Consider the following 16,330-nt stretch of genomic DNA (forward strand, 5'->3'; position numbering starts at 1 on the left):
TCAAGCGAGCACCTCGGCCAGCGCGGCATCGAACGCGGCCAGGCCTTCGGCGAACACGTTGTCCTCGATGGTGAGCGGGAACAGGAAGCGGATCACGTTGCCGTACACACCGCAGGTGAGCAACAGCAGGCCGCGCTTCAAAGCGGCCATCTGCACACGCTTGGTGGTGTCGGCATCGGGCGCGCCGGTGGCCGGATCGACGAACTCGCAGGCCACCATGGCGCCCAGGCCGCGCACGTCGCCCATGCGCGTCTTGTATTGCGCGCGCTGCGAGATCAGGTGGGCGATGAGCTGGTCGCCCAGCTTCTGCGCGCGCGCGGGCAGCTGCTCTTCTTCCATCACGTCGAGCACCGCGAGCGAGGCCGCGATCGCCAGCAGGTTGCCCGCGTAGGTACCGCCCAGGCCGCCGGGCGCGGGGCCGTCCATGACGGCGGCCTTGCCGCTCACCGCCGACAAGGTGGTGCCCCCGGCCATGCTCTTGGCCATGGTCATGAGGTCGGGGCTCACGCCGAAGTGCTCCATGGCGAACATCTTGCCGGTGCGCGCGAAGCCGGTCTGCACTTCGTCGGCCACCAGCAGGATGCCGTGCTGGTCGCACAGCGCGCGCAGCCACTGCACGGCCTCTTTCTGGATCACGTTGAAACCGCCCTCGCCCTGCACCGGCTCGAACACGATGGCCGCCACGCGCGAGGGCTCGATGTCGCACTTGAAGAGCTGCTCCATCGCGTGCTTCGTCTCGTCGAGCGAGGCGCCCTGGGCCGGAAAGGGCACGTGGTAGATCTCGGGCGGGAACGGGCCGAAACCGGCCTTGTACGGCTGCACCTTGCCGGTGAGCGCGACCGAGAACATGGTGCGGCCATGGAACGCACCGCCGAAAGCGATGACACCGGTGCGCCCGGTGGCCGAGCGCGCGATCTTCATCGCGTTTTCGATCGCCTCGGCACCGGTGGAGAAGAAGGCCGTCTTCACCGGCCCGTCGATCGGCACCAGCGCGTTGATGCGCTCGGCCAGCGCCACGTACTCGGTGTAGGGCACCACCTGGTAGCAACTGTGCGTGAAGCGCTGCAGCTGCGCGGCGATCGCCGCCTGCACCTTGGGATGCACGTGACCCGTGTTGAGCACGGCGATGCCGCCGGCGAAATCGATGAAGCGGCGCCCCTCGATGTCCCAGAACTCGGCGTTCTTCGCGCGCTCGATGAAGAAGTCGCCGAACACGCCCACGCCGCGCGGCGTGGCGGCCTGGCGGCGCGCGTGCCAGCTGGCGTTGGTGTGCGGGGCGTTCAGGTTGGCGGCTTTCTGCGGTGCGTTCATGTCAGGTCTCCTCAGAGGGGGCTGTCGATCCGGATCCAGGTGGTTTTCGTCTCGGTGTACTTGTCGAAGGCGTGCAGCGACTTGTCGCGGCCCACGCCGCTCTGCTTGAAGCCACCGAAAGGCACGGTGATGTCGTCCTCGTCGTAGGAGTTCACGTGCACCGTGCCCGCGCGCAGCGCGCGCGCCACGCCGTGCGCCTTGTTGATGTCGCGCGTCCACACCGCGGCCTGCAGGCCGTAGATGTTGCTGTTGGCCTGCTTGACCACGTCGGCCGCGTCGGTGAACGAGAGCACCGAAAGCACCGGGCCGAAGATTTCCTCGCGCGCGATGGTCATGGTGTTCGTCACGCCGTCGAAGATGGTGGGTTGCACATACAGACCGCCCTTCACGGGCTCGACCGCCGCGCCACCGGCGAGCAGCTTCGCGCCCTCCTGCTGGCCGCTGTCGATGTAGCGCAGCACGGTGTCGAGCTGCGTGCGGTCCACGATCGCGCCCATCACGGTGCTTTTCTCCAACGGGTTGCCCGGCTGGTACTGCGGCACCAGCTTCAGGGCCTTCTCCAGGAAGGCCTCCTTGATCGAGGCCTCGACGAAGAGCCGAGACGGCGCGTTGCAGCTCTCGCCCTGGTTGAAGAAGATGCTGCCCACCGCGGCCTCCACCGCCTTATCGAGGTCGGGGCAGTCGGCGAACACGATGTTGGGCGACTTGCCACCCAGCTCCGTCCAGGCGCGCTTGAGGTTGCTCTGCCCGGCCATCACGTGGATCTGCTTGCCCACGCGCGTGCTGCCGGTGAAAGCGATGCAGTCCACGTCCATGTGCAGCGCGAGTGGGCTGCCGGCCTCGGCGCCATAGCCCGGTACCACGTTGAACACGCCGGGTGGAATGCCGGCGGCCAGCGCGAGTTCGGCCAGGCGCAGCGCGGTGAGGGGCGATTTCTCGCTCGGTTTGAGCACCACCGAGTTGCCGGCCGCGAGCGCGGGCGCGATCTTCCAGGCCGCCATGATCATGGGATAGTTCCAGGGCACGATCACCCCCACCACACCCACCGGCTCGCGCGTGATCAGCGCCAGCGCGGTGCTGGGCGTGGGCGCGATCTCGTCGTACACCTTGTCCACCGCCTCGCCGTACCAGCGAATGCAATTGGCCGCGCTGTTCACGTCCACGCTGCGCGCGTACTTCACGGGCTTGCCCATGTCTAGGGTTTCGGTCAGCGCCAGTTCGTCGGCGTGGGCGATCAGCTGCTCGGCGAACTTGATCATCACGCGCTTGCGCTGCGCGGGCGCCATGCCGCTCCAGCGGCGGTCCTCGAAGGCCGCGCGGGCGGCGGCCACGGCCGCGTCGATGTCGGCCTCGCCGCAGCGCGCCACGGCGGTGAGCAAACGGCCGTCCACCGGCGAAATGCAGTCAAAGGCCTGGCCGTCGCGCGCGGCGATGCGCTCGCCGTTGATGAAGGCGCGGCCGTCGAAGGAGAGGTCGGTCATGAAGCGGGTTCCGGGGTTGCTGGGCCAAGGATTGGCCCCATGCTACGCCCGAAACGCGACGAACTGCGTATCCACTTTTTCGAGCTGGCAACGATCCAGTGCGTCACCCGAAAAAAGACCACCCTAAGGTGGCCGAACCCGGCATCTTCAACCGATCAGCAGCTCGGAAGACAGCTCTTCGAGAAGGTCTTGGGCAAGCACGGATTTTTCCCGCCGCCCTGGTTTCCTCCACTGAGACAGAAAAGCGCACAGCAATAAACCACGCCGAGCCCCACGGCGTACACGCCGCCGCTGGCCACGGTCAGTCCCAGGGATGTGCCGTGAAACGTCAAACAGCGCGCTCTTTGAACGCATCGATCGTCCGTTTCCACGCACTGCCAGTACTCGCGGCAGCTGTTCTTAAGATCCTCGTAGGAATCGTCATTGCGCGCCCGCGGGCGCTCCGACAATTGGTTGTTCGTGAGGACTGGCATGCCAAGCGGCTGATCGCTGCGCGCTTGGGCGATGACCACAGGAAGTCCGCTCGACCCACCAGGCGGGTTGACCTGGGTTTCATGGCGGACGATCCCCGCACCGCTCGACAGGCCAATCCCCGACCGCGGCGGGTTGTCGACCGGCAAGTGGCTCAGTTGAGACACCACCTCCTCCCGAGAGACCTCTCTATGGGGCTCCGTGAGATTCCGGGGCACCTCCAAGGCCACCTCATTGAGATCGATGGCATGGGGAATGTGAGCGGCGGACCGATCGATGTGGAAGCTGCTGTTCATGGGATTTTTCAGGGTTGTGAGAGGTTGCGGTGGAGGTCTTCGACGGTGTTGGACCAATGCCTGAACAAGACACCCAGCGCATCGAATGCGTGGCGCAGCTCGGGCGCGGCCATGGAGGGATGGACCGCTAACCGGGAGGTCAGCACGGCTTCCTCCGAATCCGGCGGCACGCTGAATGTGGTCCCGCCCAGTCCCCACCGATGGTTGGCTGTGAGCATGGACCGATGGCACTGAGGCCGGAGGAAGGCCGGGATCTCGCCCAGCTCGGCCCGGACCAGGATGTGATCGGCGCTGATGCCGGGCTCGAAATGGATGGCCACGCGCCGCCCGTCCACGGTGAGCAGGCCATCGCGCAAGAGATCGTCGGGGTCGAGCCGCTCCTGCTCACAGAAGCGCCGGATGAGGTTCTGGTAGTCCTCGGTGTTCATGGTTTCCTCTGGGATGAAGACGGACCAGAGGCAAGTGAGGGGCATCCCATGAAAGTTCAGCCGGCCGGCCAACAAAAAGGCCACCCGAAGGTGGCCTTGGACATCGGCAGCGGGGCCGCGTCAGCTCTTGAGCGCCGCCGCGATCTCCCGCTCGCGCCGCCGCGTGGCGCGCGCCACCCAGATCGCATAGCTCACGATCACGATGGTCACCGTCACGATCAGCAGCGTGGCCGCCGCGTAGATGGTCGGGTTGATGCCGCGCCGCGCGTAACCGAAGATCACCTGCGGCAGCGTGTTCACGCCCGGGCCGGAGAGGAACTCGGAAATCACCACGTCGTCGAACGACAGCGTGAAGGCCAACAGGAAGGCCGCGAGCAGGGCCTGGAAGATGTTGGGCAGCGTGATCAGGAAGAACACCTGGTGCGGCCGGGCGCCCAGGTCCATGGCGGCGTCCTCGATCGAGCGGTCCATCTCCAGCAGGCGCGACTGGATCACCACCACGCCATAGGCCATGCCCAGCAGGGTGTGGCCCAGGATGATGGTGAGCATGCCGCGCTGCGGCCAGCCGAACAGGTTCTGCGCGCCCACGGCCAGCAGCAGCAGCGACAGGCCGATGATCACCTCGGGCATCACCAGCGGCGCGTTCACCATGCCGCTGAAGACGGTGCGGCCCAGGAAGCGCCGGTAGCGCACCAGCACGAACGCCGCGAAGGTGGCCAGCACCGCCGAGAGCACGCCGGTGATGGCCGCCACCTTGAGCGAGAGCCAGAAACCTTCGACGATCTTGGTGTCGCGCGTGAGCGCCTCGTACCAGCGCAGCGAGAAGCCGGTGAAGCGCGCGTCCTGCCGCGTGCTGTTGAACGAGAACACGATCATGAAGACCAGCGGCAGGTAGAGAAAGGCGAACACCAGCGCCAGCCAGAACTTGCCGAAGTGTTTTTCAAGGACTTGTTTCATGGTCCGACTCCTCAGCGCTTCTCGGCGGGATCGCTGCTGTAGTGGTAGTACAGCGCCAGCGGGATCACGATCAGCGCGATCATCACCACGGCCAGCGCGGTCGCGCGCGGCCAGTCGTTGGCGGTGAACATCTCGTCCCACACCACGCGCCCGATCATGAGGTTCTCCGGACCGCCCAGCAGCGAGGGGATCACGAACTCACCCACGCAGGGGATGAAGACCAGCATGAAGCCGGCCACGATGCCGGCCTTGGACAGCGGCACCGTGATCAGCCAGAAGGCCTTGAACGGTGAGGTGCCCAGGTCGTAGGCGGCCTCCAGCAGGCGGAAGTCCATCTTCACCAGGTTGGCGTAGAGCGGCAGGATCATGAACGGCAGGTACACGTAGGTCATGCCGATCAGCATCGAGACGTTGGTGTACAGCATGGGGATGGGCTCGCTGGTCAGACCGATCGACATCAGGAGGCGGTTGAGCACGCCCTGGTCGGCCAGGATGCCCTTCCAGGCGTAGACGCGCAGCAGGAACGAGGTCCAGAACGGCAGCATCACCATCAGCAGCAGCGCCGGGCGCACGCTGGCGGGCGAGCGCGCGATGAAGTACGCGAAGGGGTAGCCGATGATCAGGCACAGGATGGCGGTGCACAGCGCGTACCAGATCGAGCGCAGGTAGGCGTCGATGTAGAGCGTGCGGAACAGCGGCGCGCCCTCTTCGGTGCGGAAGATCGAGAGGTAGTTCTCGTACTTCAGGCTCAGGATGCCGCTCACCGGGTCCCAGATGGGCTTGAACGGGCTGATGTCGCCGCTCATGTCCACGAAGCTGATGTACAGCAGGATCAGGAAGGGCAGGAAGAAGAACAGGATCAGCCAGCCGTACGGCACGCCGATCACGAAGCGCTTGCCGGGAAGGGGTATTGAGGCCATACGAAGTTCCTGCAAAAGTAAGCGAACCAAACACGCTGTCCAGGGGTGCGGAGGAACCGGCTTCGCCGGGCCTCTCGCGCCATCCCCCTCTCAGGGGGAAGCCGCGAAGCGGCGCAGGGGGTCAATCGCGCAAGACCACGCCGGCGCGGTCGTCCCACCAGAAGTACACGTCGTCTTCCCAGGTGATGTCGGAGAGGTCGTGGCGCGAGGTGTTGGCCTCGGTGATCTTGACCTTGCTGCCGTCGGTGGCCAGCACGATGTAGGTGTTGTAGGAGCCGAAGTAGGCGATCTCCTTGACCTTGCCGGTGAACAGGTTGGGGCCGGCGCCGTCCGGTCGTCGCTTGCCGATCTCGATCTTCTCGGGCCGCACCGCGATCGCCACCGGCATGTTGAGCGTGCCGCTCACGCCATGGCCGACGTGGATTTCCCCGATGCCGGTGGTGGCCGCGCAGCGGTCGGTCTCGTCCACGCTGAGCCGGCCCTCGAACAGGTTGACGTTGCCGATGAAGTCGGCCACGAAGCGGTTGCTCGGGTGCTCGTAGATCTCTTCGGGCGTGCCCACCTGCAGCACGCGGCCCTTGCTCATGATGGCGATGCGGCTGGCCATGGTCATGGCCTCTTCCTGGTCGTGCGTGACCATCACCACCGTCACGCCCACCTTCTCGATGATGTTGACCAGCTCGAACTGCGTCTGCTCGCGCAGCTTCTTGTCCAGCGCGCCCAGCGGTTCGTCGAGCAGCAGCATCTTGGGCCGCTTGGCCAGGCTGCGCGCCAGCGCGACGCGCTGCTGCTGGCCGCCCGAGAGCTGGTGCGGCTTGCGCTTGGCATATGGCGTGAGCTGCACCAGGGCCAGCATCTCGTCGGTGCGCTGCTGGATCTCGGCCTTGGGCAGGCCTTCGCGCTTGAGGCCGAAGGCCACGTTCTCCCAGATGTCCAGGTGCGGGAACAGCGCGTAGGACTGGAACATCATGTTGACCGGGCGGTCGTAGGGCGGCATGGCCGCCACGTCCTGGCCGCCGAGCAGGATGCGCCCGGAGGTGGGCTTCTCGAAGCCCGCGAGCATGCGCAGCAGGGTGGACTTGCCACAGCCCGAGCTGCCCAGCAGCGCGAAGATCTCGCCCTTGCCGATCGATAGCGACACCTCGTCGACCGCGACCGCTTCATCGAAGCGTTTGACCAGTTTCTCGGTCACCAGAAAACCCGTTGTGTCTGCCATGTGAATGTCCGTTTCTTCTTCGCTGGACCAACAAAAAAAGCCGCTCAACCGGGGAGGATGAGCGGCCCTTCTACCTGAGTAAGGGAACGGTGGGGCTTACTTGCCGCGTTTGAAGGCGTTGTAGGTTTCGTTGACCACGCCCAGGGAGTCGTTGGAGAAGCCACCGGTGGGGATCAGGCGCGCCGTGTCTTCCGGACCCAGGAAGATGGTGTTGTTGTTCTTCACCTCGTCCTTGATGTCGGCCAGCGCGGCCTTGTTGCCGGTGGGGTAGTTCATCTCGTTGGCCATGGCCGCGGCGTTGGTCGCGCGCAGGTAGAAGTCGATGAAGGCGTGCGCGTTGTTCACGTGCTTGGCGTCCTTGGGGATCGCCATGGTGTCGATGAACACGCGGCCGCCGCCGGTGGGCAGCAGCGGCACGATCTCGTCCTTGCCACCGGTTTCCTTCACGCGACCGGCGGCGATGTTGATGTCGCCGGACCAGCCAATGAAGGCGCAGGCCTTACCGCCGGCGATGTCGTCGATCATGGTGCTGGAGAACAGGCGCACGTCCTTGCGCACCTTTTTGAGCATCTCACCCGCGAGCTTGAAGTCTTCCGGCTTCTCGCTGTAGGCCGGCTTGCCGACGTAGTGCAGCGCGACCGGCAGGATCTCGCTGGGCGAGTCCAGGTAGGCGATGCCGCAGGACTTGAGCTTGCTGGAGTACTCGGGCTTGAAGACCAGGTCCCAGGCGTTCTCGGGCATGGGCATGCCGCCCAGCGCCTTCTCGACCTTCTGCTTGTTGATGCCCACGGTGGTGAAGCCCCAGGCCCAGGGCACCAGGTACTTGTTCTCGGGGTCCACGCCGGCGATCTTGCTCATGAAGTCGGGGTCGAGGTTGCCGTAGTTCTTGAGCTTGCTCTTGTCGATGGGCTGGTACAGGCCGCCCTCGATCTGGCGCTTGCCGAAGTCGGCGGTGGGCACCACGATGTCGTAGCCCGAGTTGCCGGCCACCAGCTTGGCGTGCAGCGCTTCGTTGTTCTCGAAGGTGTCGTAGTTCACCTTGACGCCGTATTCCTTCTCGAAGTCGGCGATCAGGGACTCGGTGATGTAGTCGGGCCAGTTGTAGACGTTGACGACCTTTTCATCGTCCAGCACCGGGCCGGCCGGTGCGGCGGGGGCGGCCGCCACAGGCGCCGGTGCCGCGGGCGCGGCCACGGGCTCCTCTTTCTTGCCACAGGCGGCCAGCAGGATCGCCGACATCGCCAGAACCAGGACTTGCTTTTTCATGGTGTTGCTCACTCCAGGGAGGTAATTGACCGAAAGAACTCAACCGGGCGGGGCCGACATGGCTGAACGTGCTAGCAATATTCAGACCCAGCGCCGGACAGCGCCACCAGGCACAGGGCTGGTGGAATATCCGGAAAACATTCTAGGGCCTGTTCACACGACTTTTTCAGGCGCGAACGGGCCCTGGTCAGGCCAGCAGGCCCTCGGCGCGCAACTCTTCCAGGGTCGCATCCAGGCAGCGGTGGATGAGGTCCATCATCTCGTCGACCTGGGCGCGCGTCATCACCAGCGGCGGCGCGATGATCATGCGGTCGCCCACGGCGCGCATGATCAGGCCGTTCCTGAAGCAGTGCGCGCGGCAGCGCATGCCCACGCCCAGGGCCTCGTCGAACATCTGCTTCTTGGCCTTGTCCTTCACCAGCACCAGGCCGGCGACGAAGCCACAGGTCTGGGCCGCGCCCACCAGCGGGTGGTCTTCCAGCGCCTCGAAGCGCTCGGCCAGGTAGGGGCCGGTGTCGTCCCTCACGCGCTCGACCAGCTTCTCGCGCTCCATCAGCTCGATGTTGGCCAGCGCCACCGCACAGGCCACCGGGTGGCCGCTGTAGGTGTAGCCGTGGTTGAACTCGCCACCCTTCTCGATCAGCACCTTGGCCACGCGGTCGCCCACCATCACGCCGCCCAGCGGGATGTAGCCGCTGGTCACGCCCTTGGCGAAGGTCACCAGGTCGGGCCGGATGCCGAACTTCTCGTAGGCGAACCAGTGGCCCAGGCGGCCGAAGGCGCAGATGACTTCGTCGGAGATCAGCAGGATGCCGTGCTTGTCCACGATGCGCTGGATCTCCGGCCAGTAGGTCTCCGGCGGAATGATCACCCCCCCGGCGCCCTGCACCGGCTCGGCGATGAAGGCCGCCACCTTGTCGGCACCGATGGAGAGGATCTTCTCCTCCAGCCAGCGCGCCGCGCGCAGGCCGAAGTCGGCCTCGTTCTCGCCGGGGTTGGCGTTCTCGAAGAAATGCGGCTGCTCGATGTGCACGATGTCGGGGATGGGCAGGTCGCCCTGGGCGTGCATGCCGCTCATGCCCCCGAGCGAGGCGCCCGCCATGGTGCTGCCGTGGTACGCGTTGTGGCGGCTGATGATGACCTTGCGCTGCGGCTGGCCCAGCAGGTCCCAGTAGCGGCGCACCATGCGCACGTTGGTGTCGTTGCTCTCGCTGCCGCTGGAGCTGAAGAACACGTGCTCGAACTTGCGCCCGCCCACCTGCGGCGCGAGCTGCGCCAGCTTGGTCGCCAGCTGCACCGCCGGCACGTTGGTGGTCTGGAAGAAGGCGTTGTAGAACGGCAGCGTCATGGTCTGCTGGTAACCGGCGTCGGCCAGCTCCTTGCGGCCGTAGCCGGCGTTGACGCACCACAGGCCGCTCATGGCGTCGAGGATCTTCGCGCCCTCGGAATCCCAGATGTAGATGTTGTCGGCGCGCGTGATCACGCGCGAGCCGCGCGTGGCCAGGTCACCGTGGTCGGTGAAGGGGTGGATGAAGTGCGCGCTGTCCAGCGCCTGGATGGCCTTGGTGTCCTGCTGCTCGGCGCGGCGGACCAGCGCGGGTGGGGCGATGAGGGTGGAGGTGTTCATGCGGGGCTCTTCTTTCAAACTCAGACGTGCAGCAACAGGTGTTCGCGTTCCCAGGGCGAGATCACCTTCATGAACTCGTCGAACTCCAGCTCCTTGATCTCGGTGTAGATGGTGATGAACTCCTTGCCCAGCACGTCGTGCAGGTCGGTCTCGCGGCGCAGCCAGTCCAGCGCCTCGCCCAGGCTGCGCGGCAGCGAGTAGGGCGAGAGGTAGGCGTCGCCCTTCATCTCGGGCTTGGGCTTGATCTTGTTCTTCAGGCCCAGGTAACCACAGGCCAGCGTCATGGCCATCGCCACGTACGGGTTGGCGTCGGCGCCGATCACGCGGTTCTCCACGCGCCGCGCCTCGGGGCTGGAGATCGGCGAGCGGATGCCCACCGTGCGGTTGTCGTGGCCCCACTCGATGTTGATCGGCGCGGCGGTGTGGCGCGAGAGGCGGCGGTAGCTGTTCACGTAGGGCGCCACCAGCACCATGGCCGCCGGGATGTAGCGCTGCAGGCCGCCGATGTAGTGGTAGAAGGCCTCGGAGGGCGTGCCGTCGTCGTTGCTGAAGATGTTCTTGCCGGTGGCCTTGTTCAGGATGCTCTGGTGCACGTGCATGGCCGAGCCGGGCTCGCCCGCGATCGGCTTGGCCATGAAGGTGGCGTACATGTCGTGCCGCAGCGCCGACTCGCGCACCGTGCGCTTGAAGAAGAACACCTCGTCGGCCAGGCCCAGCGGGTGGGCGTGGAAGAAGTTGATCTCCATCTGCCCCGCGCCGGCCTCGTGGATCAGCGTGTCCACGTTGAGCTTCATCTTGTCGCAGTAGTCGTAGATCTCCTCGAACAGCGGGTCGAACTCGTTGACCGCGTCGATGCTGTACGACTGGCGCGAGGTCTCGGCGCGGCCGCTGCGCCCGATGGGGGCCTTGAGCAGCGTGTTCGGGTCGGTGTTGCGCGCGGTCAGGTAGAACTCCAGCTCGGGCGCGACCACCGGGTCCAGGCCCTCGGCGTCGAACAGGTCGCACACGTGGCGCAGCACGCTGCGCGGTGCGAACGGCACCAGCTTGCCGGCGTGGTCGAAACAGTCGTGGATCACCTGCGCCGTCGGGTCGGTGGCCCAGGGCACGATGCGCGCGGTGGTCGGGTCCGGGCGCAGCTGCATGTCGCGGTCGGTCGGCTCGATCACGTCGTAGTACGGCCCGCTGGCCGGAAACTCCCCCGTCACCCCCATGGCCACGATGCCCTGGGGCAGTCGCATGCCCCGGTCCTCGGTGAACTTCTCACGCGGCAGGATCTTGCCGCGCGCCACGCCGGTCAGGTCGGGCACCAGGCACTCGACTTCGGTCACGCGGTTCTGGTTGAGCCAGTTCTCCAGATCGTTGAAGCTCATCTTTTGGGGGGCTGTCATGTGCCATCTCCTGTGGGTGTGTTGTCGTTCGGGTAAGGCGGTCGGCAGAGCGAAAAGGGGGTCAGGCGCTGGCGCTGGCGGCGCTGCGCGCGAGGTCGGCGTGCTGCAGGCGCAGGTTCATGCGCTGGCGGCAGGCACGGCCGAAGGCCTCGAAGATCGCGGCGTAGAAAGGGGTTTCCCAGCAGCGCCACTCGGGGTGGAACTGCACGGCGTAGGCGAAGGTGCGCGCGCCGCGCACACCGAAGGCCTCCACCAGGCCGTCGGGCGCGTGCGCCAGGGCGTCGAGCCCGGCGGCCAGGCGGTTGATGCCCTGGCCGTGCAGCGAGTTGACCTGCGTCTCGGGGCCGCCGGCCCACTCCTCGAACACGCTGCCCGGCGCGAAGCGGATGGCGTGGCGCGGCGCGTACTGCTCGTCGGGCGGCGCGGTCTTGGGTTCGCGGTGGTCCATCATGCCGGGCACCTCGTGCACGCGCTGGTGCAGCGTGCCGCCCAGGGCCACGTTGATCTCCTGGAAACCGCGGCAGATGCCCAGCAGCGGCACGCCCTCGTGCACGCAGGCCTTCACCAGCGCCAGCGTGAGCAGGTCGCGGTCGGCATCCAGCGGCAGGCTGGGGTCGGCCACGTCCTCGTCGAAATGGGAGGGGTGCACGTTGGAGGGTGAGCCGGTCAGCATCACGCCGTCCACCAGGGCCAGCAGTTCGCTGATCTGGCCGGTGTCGGCCAGCGGGAACATCACCGGCTGGGCGTCCGCCCCGACCTTGACGGCCCGGGCGTATTTGTCACCCAGCAACAGAAAGGGCATCTGATGCCCGTGATCGCCCATCAGGCGGTGGTCGGCAGGCAGCCAGACCATGCAAGGTGGCTTGTTCATGAAGACTCCAGACAATGGCATTCATTGTGGGGGGCCAATTGGATTGGAAAGAGGGCCATTTGGCCCCATGTTATGGTGCCAATGGCTCCCCCCCCTGCGCCGCTGACGCGGCTTCCCCCCGGAGGGGGGACCGCACCTGTGGCCCGGCCAAGCCGGTTCCACGGTACGCCTGGATGGGGGATTTCGCTCCGGATAAGGCTTTGCATGCTGTCTGAATTTCTTCTGGCTGAAATGAGCCGCCTGGGCTCGCAGGACGCCCTGCCCTTGCACCGGCAGCTCTACGAGGCGCTGCGCCGCGCCATGCTGGACGGCAAGCTGGGCGCGGGCGAACGCCTGCCGTCCAGCCGCGATCTGGCACAGGACCTGCGCCTCTCGCGCAACACGGTGGTGGCCGCGATCAACCAGCTCAGCGTGGAGGGCTACCTCGCCAGCCGCGTGGGCAGTGGCACCTTCGTCAACGACAACGTGCCGCGCACCACGCCAGGGCGCTCGGCGCGCCCGGGGCCGGGCCGGGCGGCCGCCACGGTGCAAGCCGCCCGCCTGTCCACACGCGGCCTGGCGCTGTCCAGCACCTTCTGCGCCACCGAACTGGAGGTGCAGCCCTTCACGCCCGGCATCGCCGACTTCAGCGCTTTTCCGCTCACGCTCTGGCAGCGCCTGCAGAACAAGCACTGGCGCATGACCTACCCGGACATGCTGGACTACAACGACTCGGGCGGCTACGCGCCGCTGCGCCGCGCCGTGGCCGACTACCTGCGCGTGTTCCGCAGCGTGCACCTGGAGGCCGACCAGGTCGTCATCACCAGCGGCACCCAGCAGTCGCTCGAGCTCTGCGCGCGCCTGCTGGCCGACCACGGCGACACGGTGTGGGTGGAAGACCCGGCCTACTGGGGCGCGGTCAAGGCCTTCATGGCCACCGGCCTCGCCCTGCACCCGGTGGCGGTGGACGAGCAGGGCATCAACCCCAGCACGGCCGACAACGCGCGCCCGCCGCGCCTGATCTACGTCACGCCCTCGCACCAGTACCCCACCGGCGCGGTGATGTCGCTGCCCCGGCGCCACCAGCTGCTGGCCACCGCGCGCGCGCACGACGCCTGGGTGCTGGAAGACGACTACGACAGCGAGTACCGTTTCAGCGGCCCGCCGATCTCCAGCCTGGAAGGCCTGGACACCGATGGCCGCGTGTTCTACATGGGCACCTTCTCCAAGGTGCTCTACCCGGGGCTGAAGATCGGCTACCTGGTGGTGCCCAAGCCGCTGGTGGCGGCCTTCAAGCAAGCCCACTACGACCTCAACCGCCCGGGCCAGATGCCGGTGCAGGCCGCGCTGGCCGAGTTCATCGAGATGGGCCACTTCGCCAGCGCGCTGCGCCGCGCGCGCCAGAACTACGGCGAGCGCCGCCAGTGCCTGCTCGAAGCCCTGAAACCGGTGCTGCGCGACGACCTGCCCGACGGCCCCAGCATCAGCGGCGCCGAGCAGGGCCTGCACCTGTGCCTGCGCCTGCCGCCCGAGGTGGACGACCGGGCGCTGGCGCAGCGCATCGCGCAGCACGGCCTCACGGTGCGCCCGCTCTCGGCCTACTGCCTGCAGCGCAAGGACCTGCGCGGCCTGGTGATCGGGTACGGTTACGCGCCGCTGGCCGAGATCGAGCGCTGCGGGCCGTTGCTGGCCAACGCCGTGCGGCAGGTCCTCGCCGGCTGACTCAGATCACATCGCGCAGGCGGTGCCACAACATGCCCAGCGCCAGGCTGGGGGTGCGCAGCAGCGCGCCGCCGGGGAAGCGGCGGTGCTTGAGGCGCGCGTACACGTCGAAACGCGCCGCCTGCCCGGCCACGGCCTCGGCCACCAGCCGGCCGGCCAGACCGGTGAGCGCTACGCCGTGGCCGCTGAAGCCCTGCAGGTAATACAGGTTGTCGCCGAGGCGGCCGAAGTCGGGCGCGCGGTTCATGCTGATGTCCACGAAGCCACCCCACAGGTGCTCGATCGGCACCTCGCGCAGCGCGGGGAACACCTCGCCCATGCGCTGGCGCATCAGGGCCTCGAGGTTCACCGGCGTGCGGGTGGTGTAGCTCACGCGCCCGCCGAACAGCATGCGGTGGTCGGCGCTGAAGCGGAAGTAGTCGAGCACGAAGTTGTTGTCGCACACGGCCGCGTTGCGCGGGATCAGGCGCGCGCACAGCTCGGGGTCCAGCGGCGCCGTGCCCAGGATGTAGGTGCCCACCGGCATGATGCGCGGCGCGATCTCGGGCGCCACGCGCGGGCCGTACTCGGGCAGCATGCAGTTGCCCGCGAGCACGCCGAAACGCGCCTTCACCTGGCCGCGCGCGGTGCTCGCCACCAGCGTGGCGCCGCGCTGCAGGCCGGTCACGGGCGAGTGCTCGAAGAGGCGCGCGCCCGCGGCCTGCGCGGCGCGCGCCAGGCCCAGCGCGTACTTCAGCGGGTGCAGGTGGCCCGAGCGCTGCTCGCGCGCGGCCGCCACGTAGCGCGGGCTGTTGATCAGGCGCGGCAGGTCGGCACCCTCGGCCCAGTCCACCGCGAGGCCGCGCCGCTTGAGGCCCTCCATCTCCTCGTGCAGCTCCTGCGCCTTGCGCGCCGAGTCGGCCACGTACACATAACCGTTGACGCGGTCGCACTCGATGCCGTGTTCGGCGATGCGCGCGTCGATCAGGTCCAGCGCCTCCAGCGACATGTCCCAGGCGCGCCTGGCGTCCTCGGCGCCGAGCTGCTGCTCGAACGGGCCCTGCCCACTCGCGTAACCCACGATGGCCTGACCGCCGTTGCGCCCGCTCGCGCCGCTGCCGATGCGATCGGCCTCCAGCACCACCACCGAGAGGCCGCGCTGCGCGAGTTCGAGCGCCGCGCTCAGGCCGGAGAAACCGGCGCCGACCACCACCACGTCGGCCTCGATGGTTTCCTCCAGCGGCGGCAGCGCCTCGGGCCGCTGCACGCTGGCCTCGTAGTAACTTTTCTGGTTGAGCTGGGTGTCCGAACCGATGAGCGACATCAGGCTCCCCTCTGCCGCTTGGCGACCTGGCCGCTGAGGTAGGTCCAGACGAAGGTGGCCGCCGCGTTGGTGGTGAGCTCGGCGTGGTCGTAGGCCGGGGCCACCTCCACGCAGTCCATGCCGATCCAGTTCAGGTCGGCCAAGGCTTCCAGGAAGGTGAGCACCTGCGAGCTCGTCATGCCGCCGGGTTCGGGCGTGCCGGTGCCGGGCGCGAAGGCCGGGTCCAGGCAATCGATGTCCAGCGTGAGGTAACAGGGGCGTTGGCCGATGCGCGCGCGGATCGCCTCGATGGCGGGTTGCAGGCCCGCGCCGTCCAGCCCGCGCAGCGCGCGCGCCGTGAAGATCTGGCCGCCCTGGTCGGCCACGTACTCGCGCGCCGCGCGCTCGCCGCTGGAGCGAATGCCGATCTGCACCGTGTGCGCCGGGCTCGCCAGCCCTTCCTGCAGGGCCTCGTAGGTCCAGGTGCCGTGGCCGGCCGGTTCGCCGAAGTGGTCGGCCCAGGTGTCGCAATGCGCGTCGAAGTGCACCAGCGCCAGCGGCTCGCCGCCGTGCCGGGCCTTCGCGGCGCGCAGCAGCGAGAGCGTCACGGAGTGGTCACCGCCCAGGAACACGCAATGGTGCTTCGCCATCAGCGCCGCCGCCTGTTCCTCGATGTGGCGGCGCACCTCGGGCAGCGGCGAGGCGTTGGGCAGGCGCAGGTCCAGCGCGTCGCCCAGGTGCGCCAGGGGCGAGACGTCGAACACCGGGTGGATGCCGTCGCACAGCATCAGGCTGGCCGCGCGGATCGCCTGCGGGCCGAAGCGCGCGCCCGGCCGGTTGGTCACCACGCCGTCGAATGGCACGCCCGCGACGGCAAAAGGCTGGTCGGCCAGCGGGGCGCAGGCGAGGAAGCGGTTGGTGTTGCTGGCGTAGGCGAACTGACCCATGGCCATGAAAACGTCCTCGGTGAACAGGGTGCCAGAAGATACCCCCCGCCGGTACCGCCCATGAGTCCAATTGACCGGCGGCGTCGGTGTCCACCGGCCGGGGTGACTTTCGTCACTTCCGCGATGCGCCCCCAGCGCCTAACATGCCCGCACCATGCATGCCCTGGT

Annotated in this window: 14 protein-coding genes; 1 reads left to right on the forward strand and 13 read right to left on the reverse strand. The window is 67.4% G+C overall.

Annotated features, from left to right (window positions below):
- From gabT to AC3WPZ_RS14930, 11 genes are all read right to left on the reverse strand, one after another.
- Positions 1-1,311: a 4-aminobutyrate--2-oxoglutarate transaminase gene (gene gabT, locus AC3WPZ_RS14880; protein ID WP_492440299.1), complete on the reverse strand. Its 1,311-nt coding sequence runs from the start codon at positions 1,309-1,311 to the stop codon at positions 1-3.
- Between the two features lie 11 nt (positions 1,312-1,322).
- Positions 1,323-2,792 carry an aldehyde dehydrogenase gene (locus tag AC3WPZ_RS14885; RefSeq protein ID WP_444687807.1) on the reverse strand — a complete coding sequence of 490 codons (1,470 nt, stop codon included), beginning with the start codon at positions 2,790-2,792 and terminating at the stop codon, positions 1,323-1,325.
- 155 nt (positions 2,793-2,947) lie between these two features.
- Positions 2,948-3,559 carry a hypothetical protein gene (locus tag AC3WPZ_RS14890; protein WP_382322664.1) on the reverse strand — a complete coding sequence of 204 codons (612 nt, stop codon included), beginning with the start codon at positions 3,557-3,559 and terminating at the stop codon, positions 2,948-2,950.
- An 8-nt stretch (positions 3,560-3,567) separates the two neighbouring features.
- A complete protein-coding gene (locus AC3WPZ_RS14895; protein WP_382322663.1) occupies positions 3,568-3,987 on the reverse strand; it encodes a type III secretion system chaperone family protein in 420 nt (139 codons plus the stop codon).
- Between the two features lie 120 nt (positions 3,988-4,107).
- Positions 4,108-4,944, reverse strand: a complete 837-nt coding sequence (locus tag AC3WPZ_RS14900; protein ID WP_382163568.1) for an ABC transporter permease — start codon at positions 4,942-4,944, stop codon at positions 4,108-4,110.
- 11 nt (positions 4,945-4,955) lie between these two features.
- Positions 4,956-5,864 carry an ABC transporter permease gene (locus AC3WPZ_RS14905; RefSeq protein WP_382322662.1) on the reverse strand — a complete coding sequence of 303 codons (909 nt, stop codon included), beginning with the start codon at positions 5,862-5,864 and terminating at the stop codon, positions 4,956-4,958.
- A 121-nt stretch (positions 5,865-5,985) separates the two neighbouring features.
- Entirely contained in the window at positions 5,986-7,080 is a 1,095-nt protein-coding gene (locus tag AC3WPZ_RS14910; protein ID WP_382322661.1) for an ABC transporter ATP-binding protein, read from the reverse strand.
- Positions 7,081-7,176: 96 nt separating this feature from the next.
- Positions 7,177-8,346 carry an extracellular solute-binding protein gene (locus AC3WPZ_RS14915; protein ID WP_492440302.1) on the reverse strand — a complete coding sequence of 390 codons (1,170 nt, stop codon included), beginning with the start codon at positions 8,344-8,346 and terminating at the stop codon, positions 7,177-7,179.
- Between the two features lie 187 nt (positions 8,347-8,533).
- The gene (locus AC3WPZ_RS14920) at positions 8,534-9,973 is read right to left on the reverse strand and encodes an aspartate aminotransferase family protein (protein WP_444687805.1); all 1,440 of its coding nucleotides are present in this window, start codon (positions 9,971-9,973) and stop codon (positions 8,534-8,536) included.
- A gap of 20 nt (positions 9,974-9,993) precedes the next feature.
- Positions 9,994-11,361 carry a glutamine synthetase family protein gene (locus AC3WPZ_RS14925; protein ID WP_382163578.1) on the reverse strand — a complete coding sequence of 456 codons (1,368 nt, stop codon included), beginning with the start codon at positions 11,359-11,361 and terminating at the stop codon, positions 9,994-9,996.
- A gap of 61 nt (positions 11,362-11,422) precedes the next feature.
- Entirely contained in the window at positions 11,423-12,232 is an 810-nt protein-coding gene (locus tag AC3WPZ_RS14930; protein ID WP_382163580.1) for a gamma-glutamyl-gamma-aminobutyrate hydrolase family protein, read from the reverse strand.
- A 204-nt stretch (positions 12,233-12,436) separates the two neighbouring features.
- On the opposite strand from AC3WPZ_RS14930, the gene pdxR reads away from it, so the two are divergent.
- Complete coding sequence (pdxR, locus tag AC3WPZ_RS14935; RefSeq protein ID WP_492434539.1) at positions 12,437-13,933, forward strand: MocR-like pyridoxine biosynthesis transcription factor PdxR; 1,497 nt, start codon at positions 12,437-12,439, stop codon at positions 13,931-13,933.
- Position 13,934: 1 nt separating this feature from the next.
- Here the strand turns inward: pdxR and AC3WPZ_RS14940 are convergent, their stop codons facing one another.
- Complete coding sequence (locus AC3WPZ_RS14940) at positions 13,935-15,236, reverse strand: NAD(P)/FAD-dependent oxidoreductase (RefSeq protein WP_492440304.1); 1,302 nt, start codon at positions 15,234-15,236, stop codon at positions 13,935-13,937.
- Complete coding sequence (gene speB / locus AC3WPZ_RS14945) at positions 15,236-16,168, reverse strand: agmatinase (protein WP_492440306.1); 933 nt, start codon at positions 16,166-16,168, stop codon at positions 15,236-15,238. The genes AC3WPZ_RS14940 and speB overlap by 1 nt, the downstream gene beginning before the upstream one ends.
- Positions 16,169-16,330: the final 162 nt, after the last annotated feature.

It is taken from the genome of Hydrogenophaga sp. FW305-3-2-15-A-LB1 (assembly GCF_058787875.1).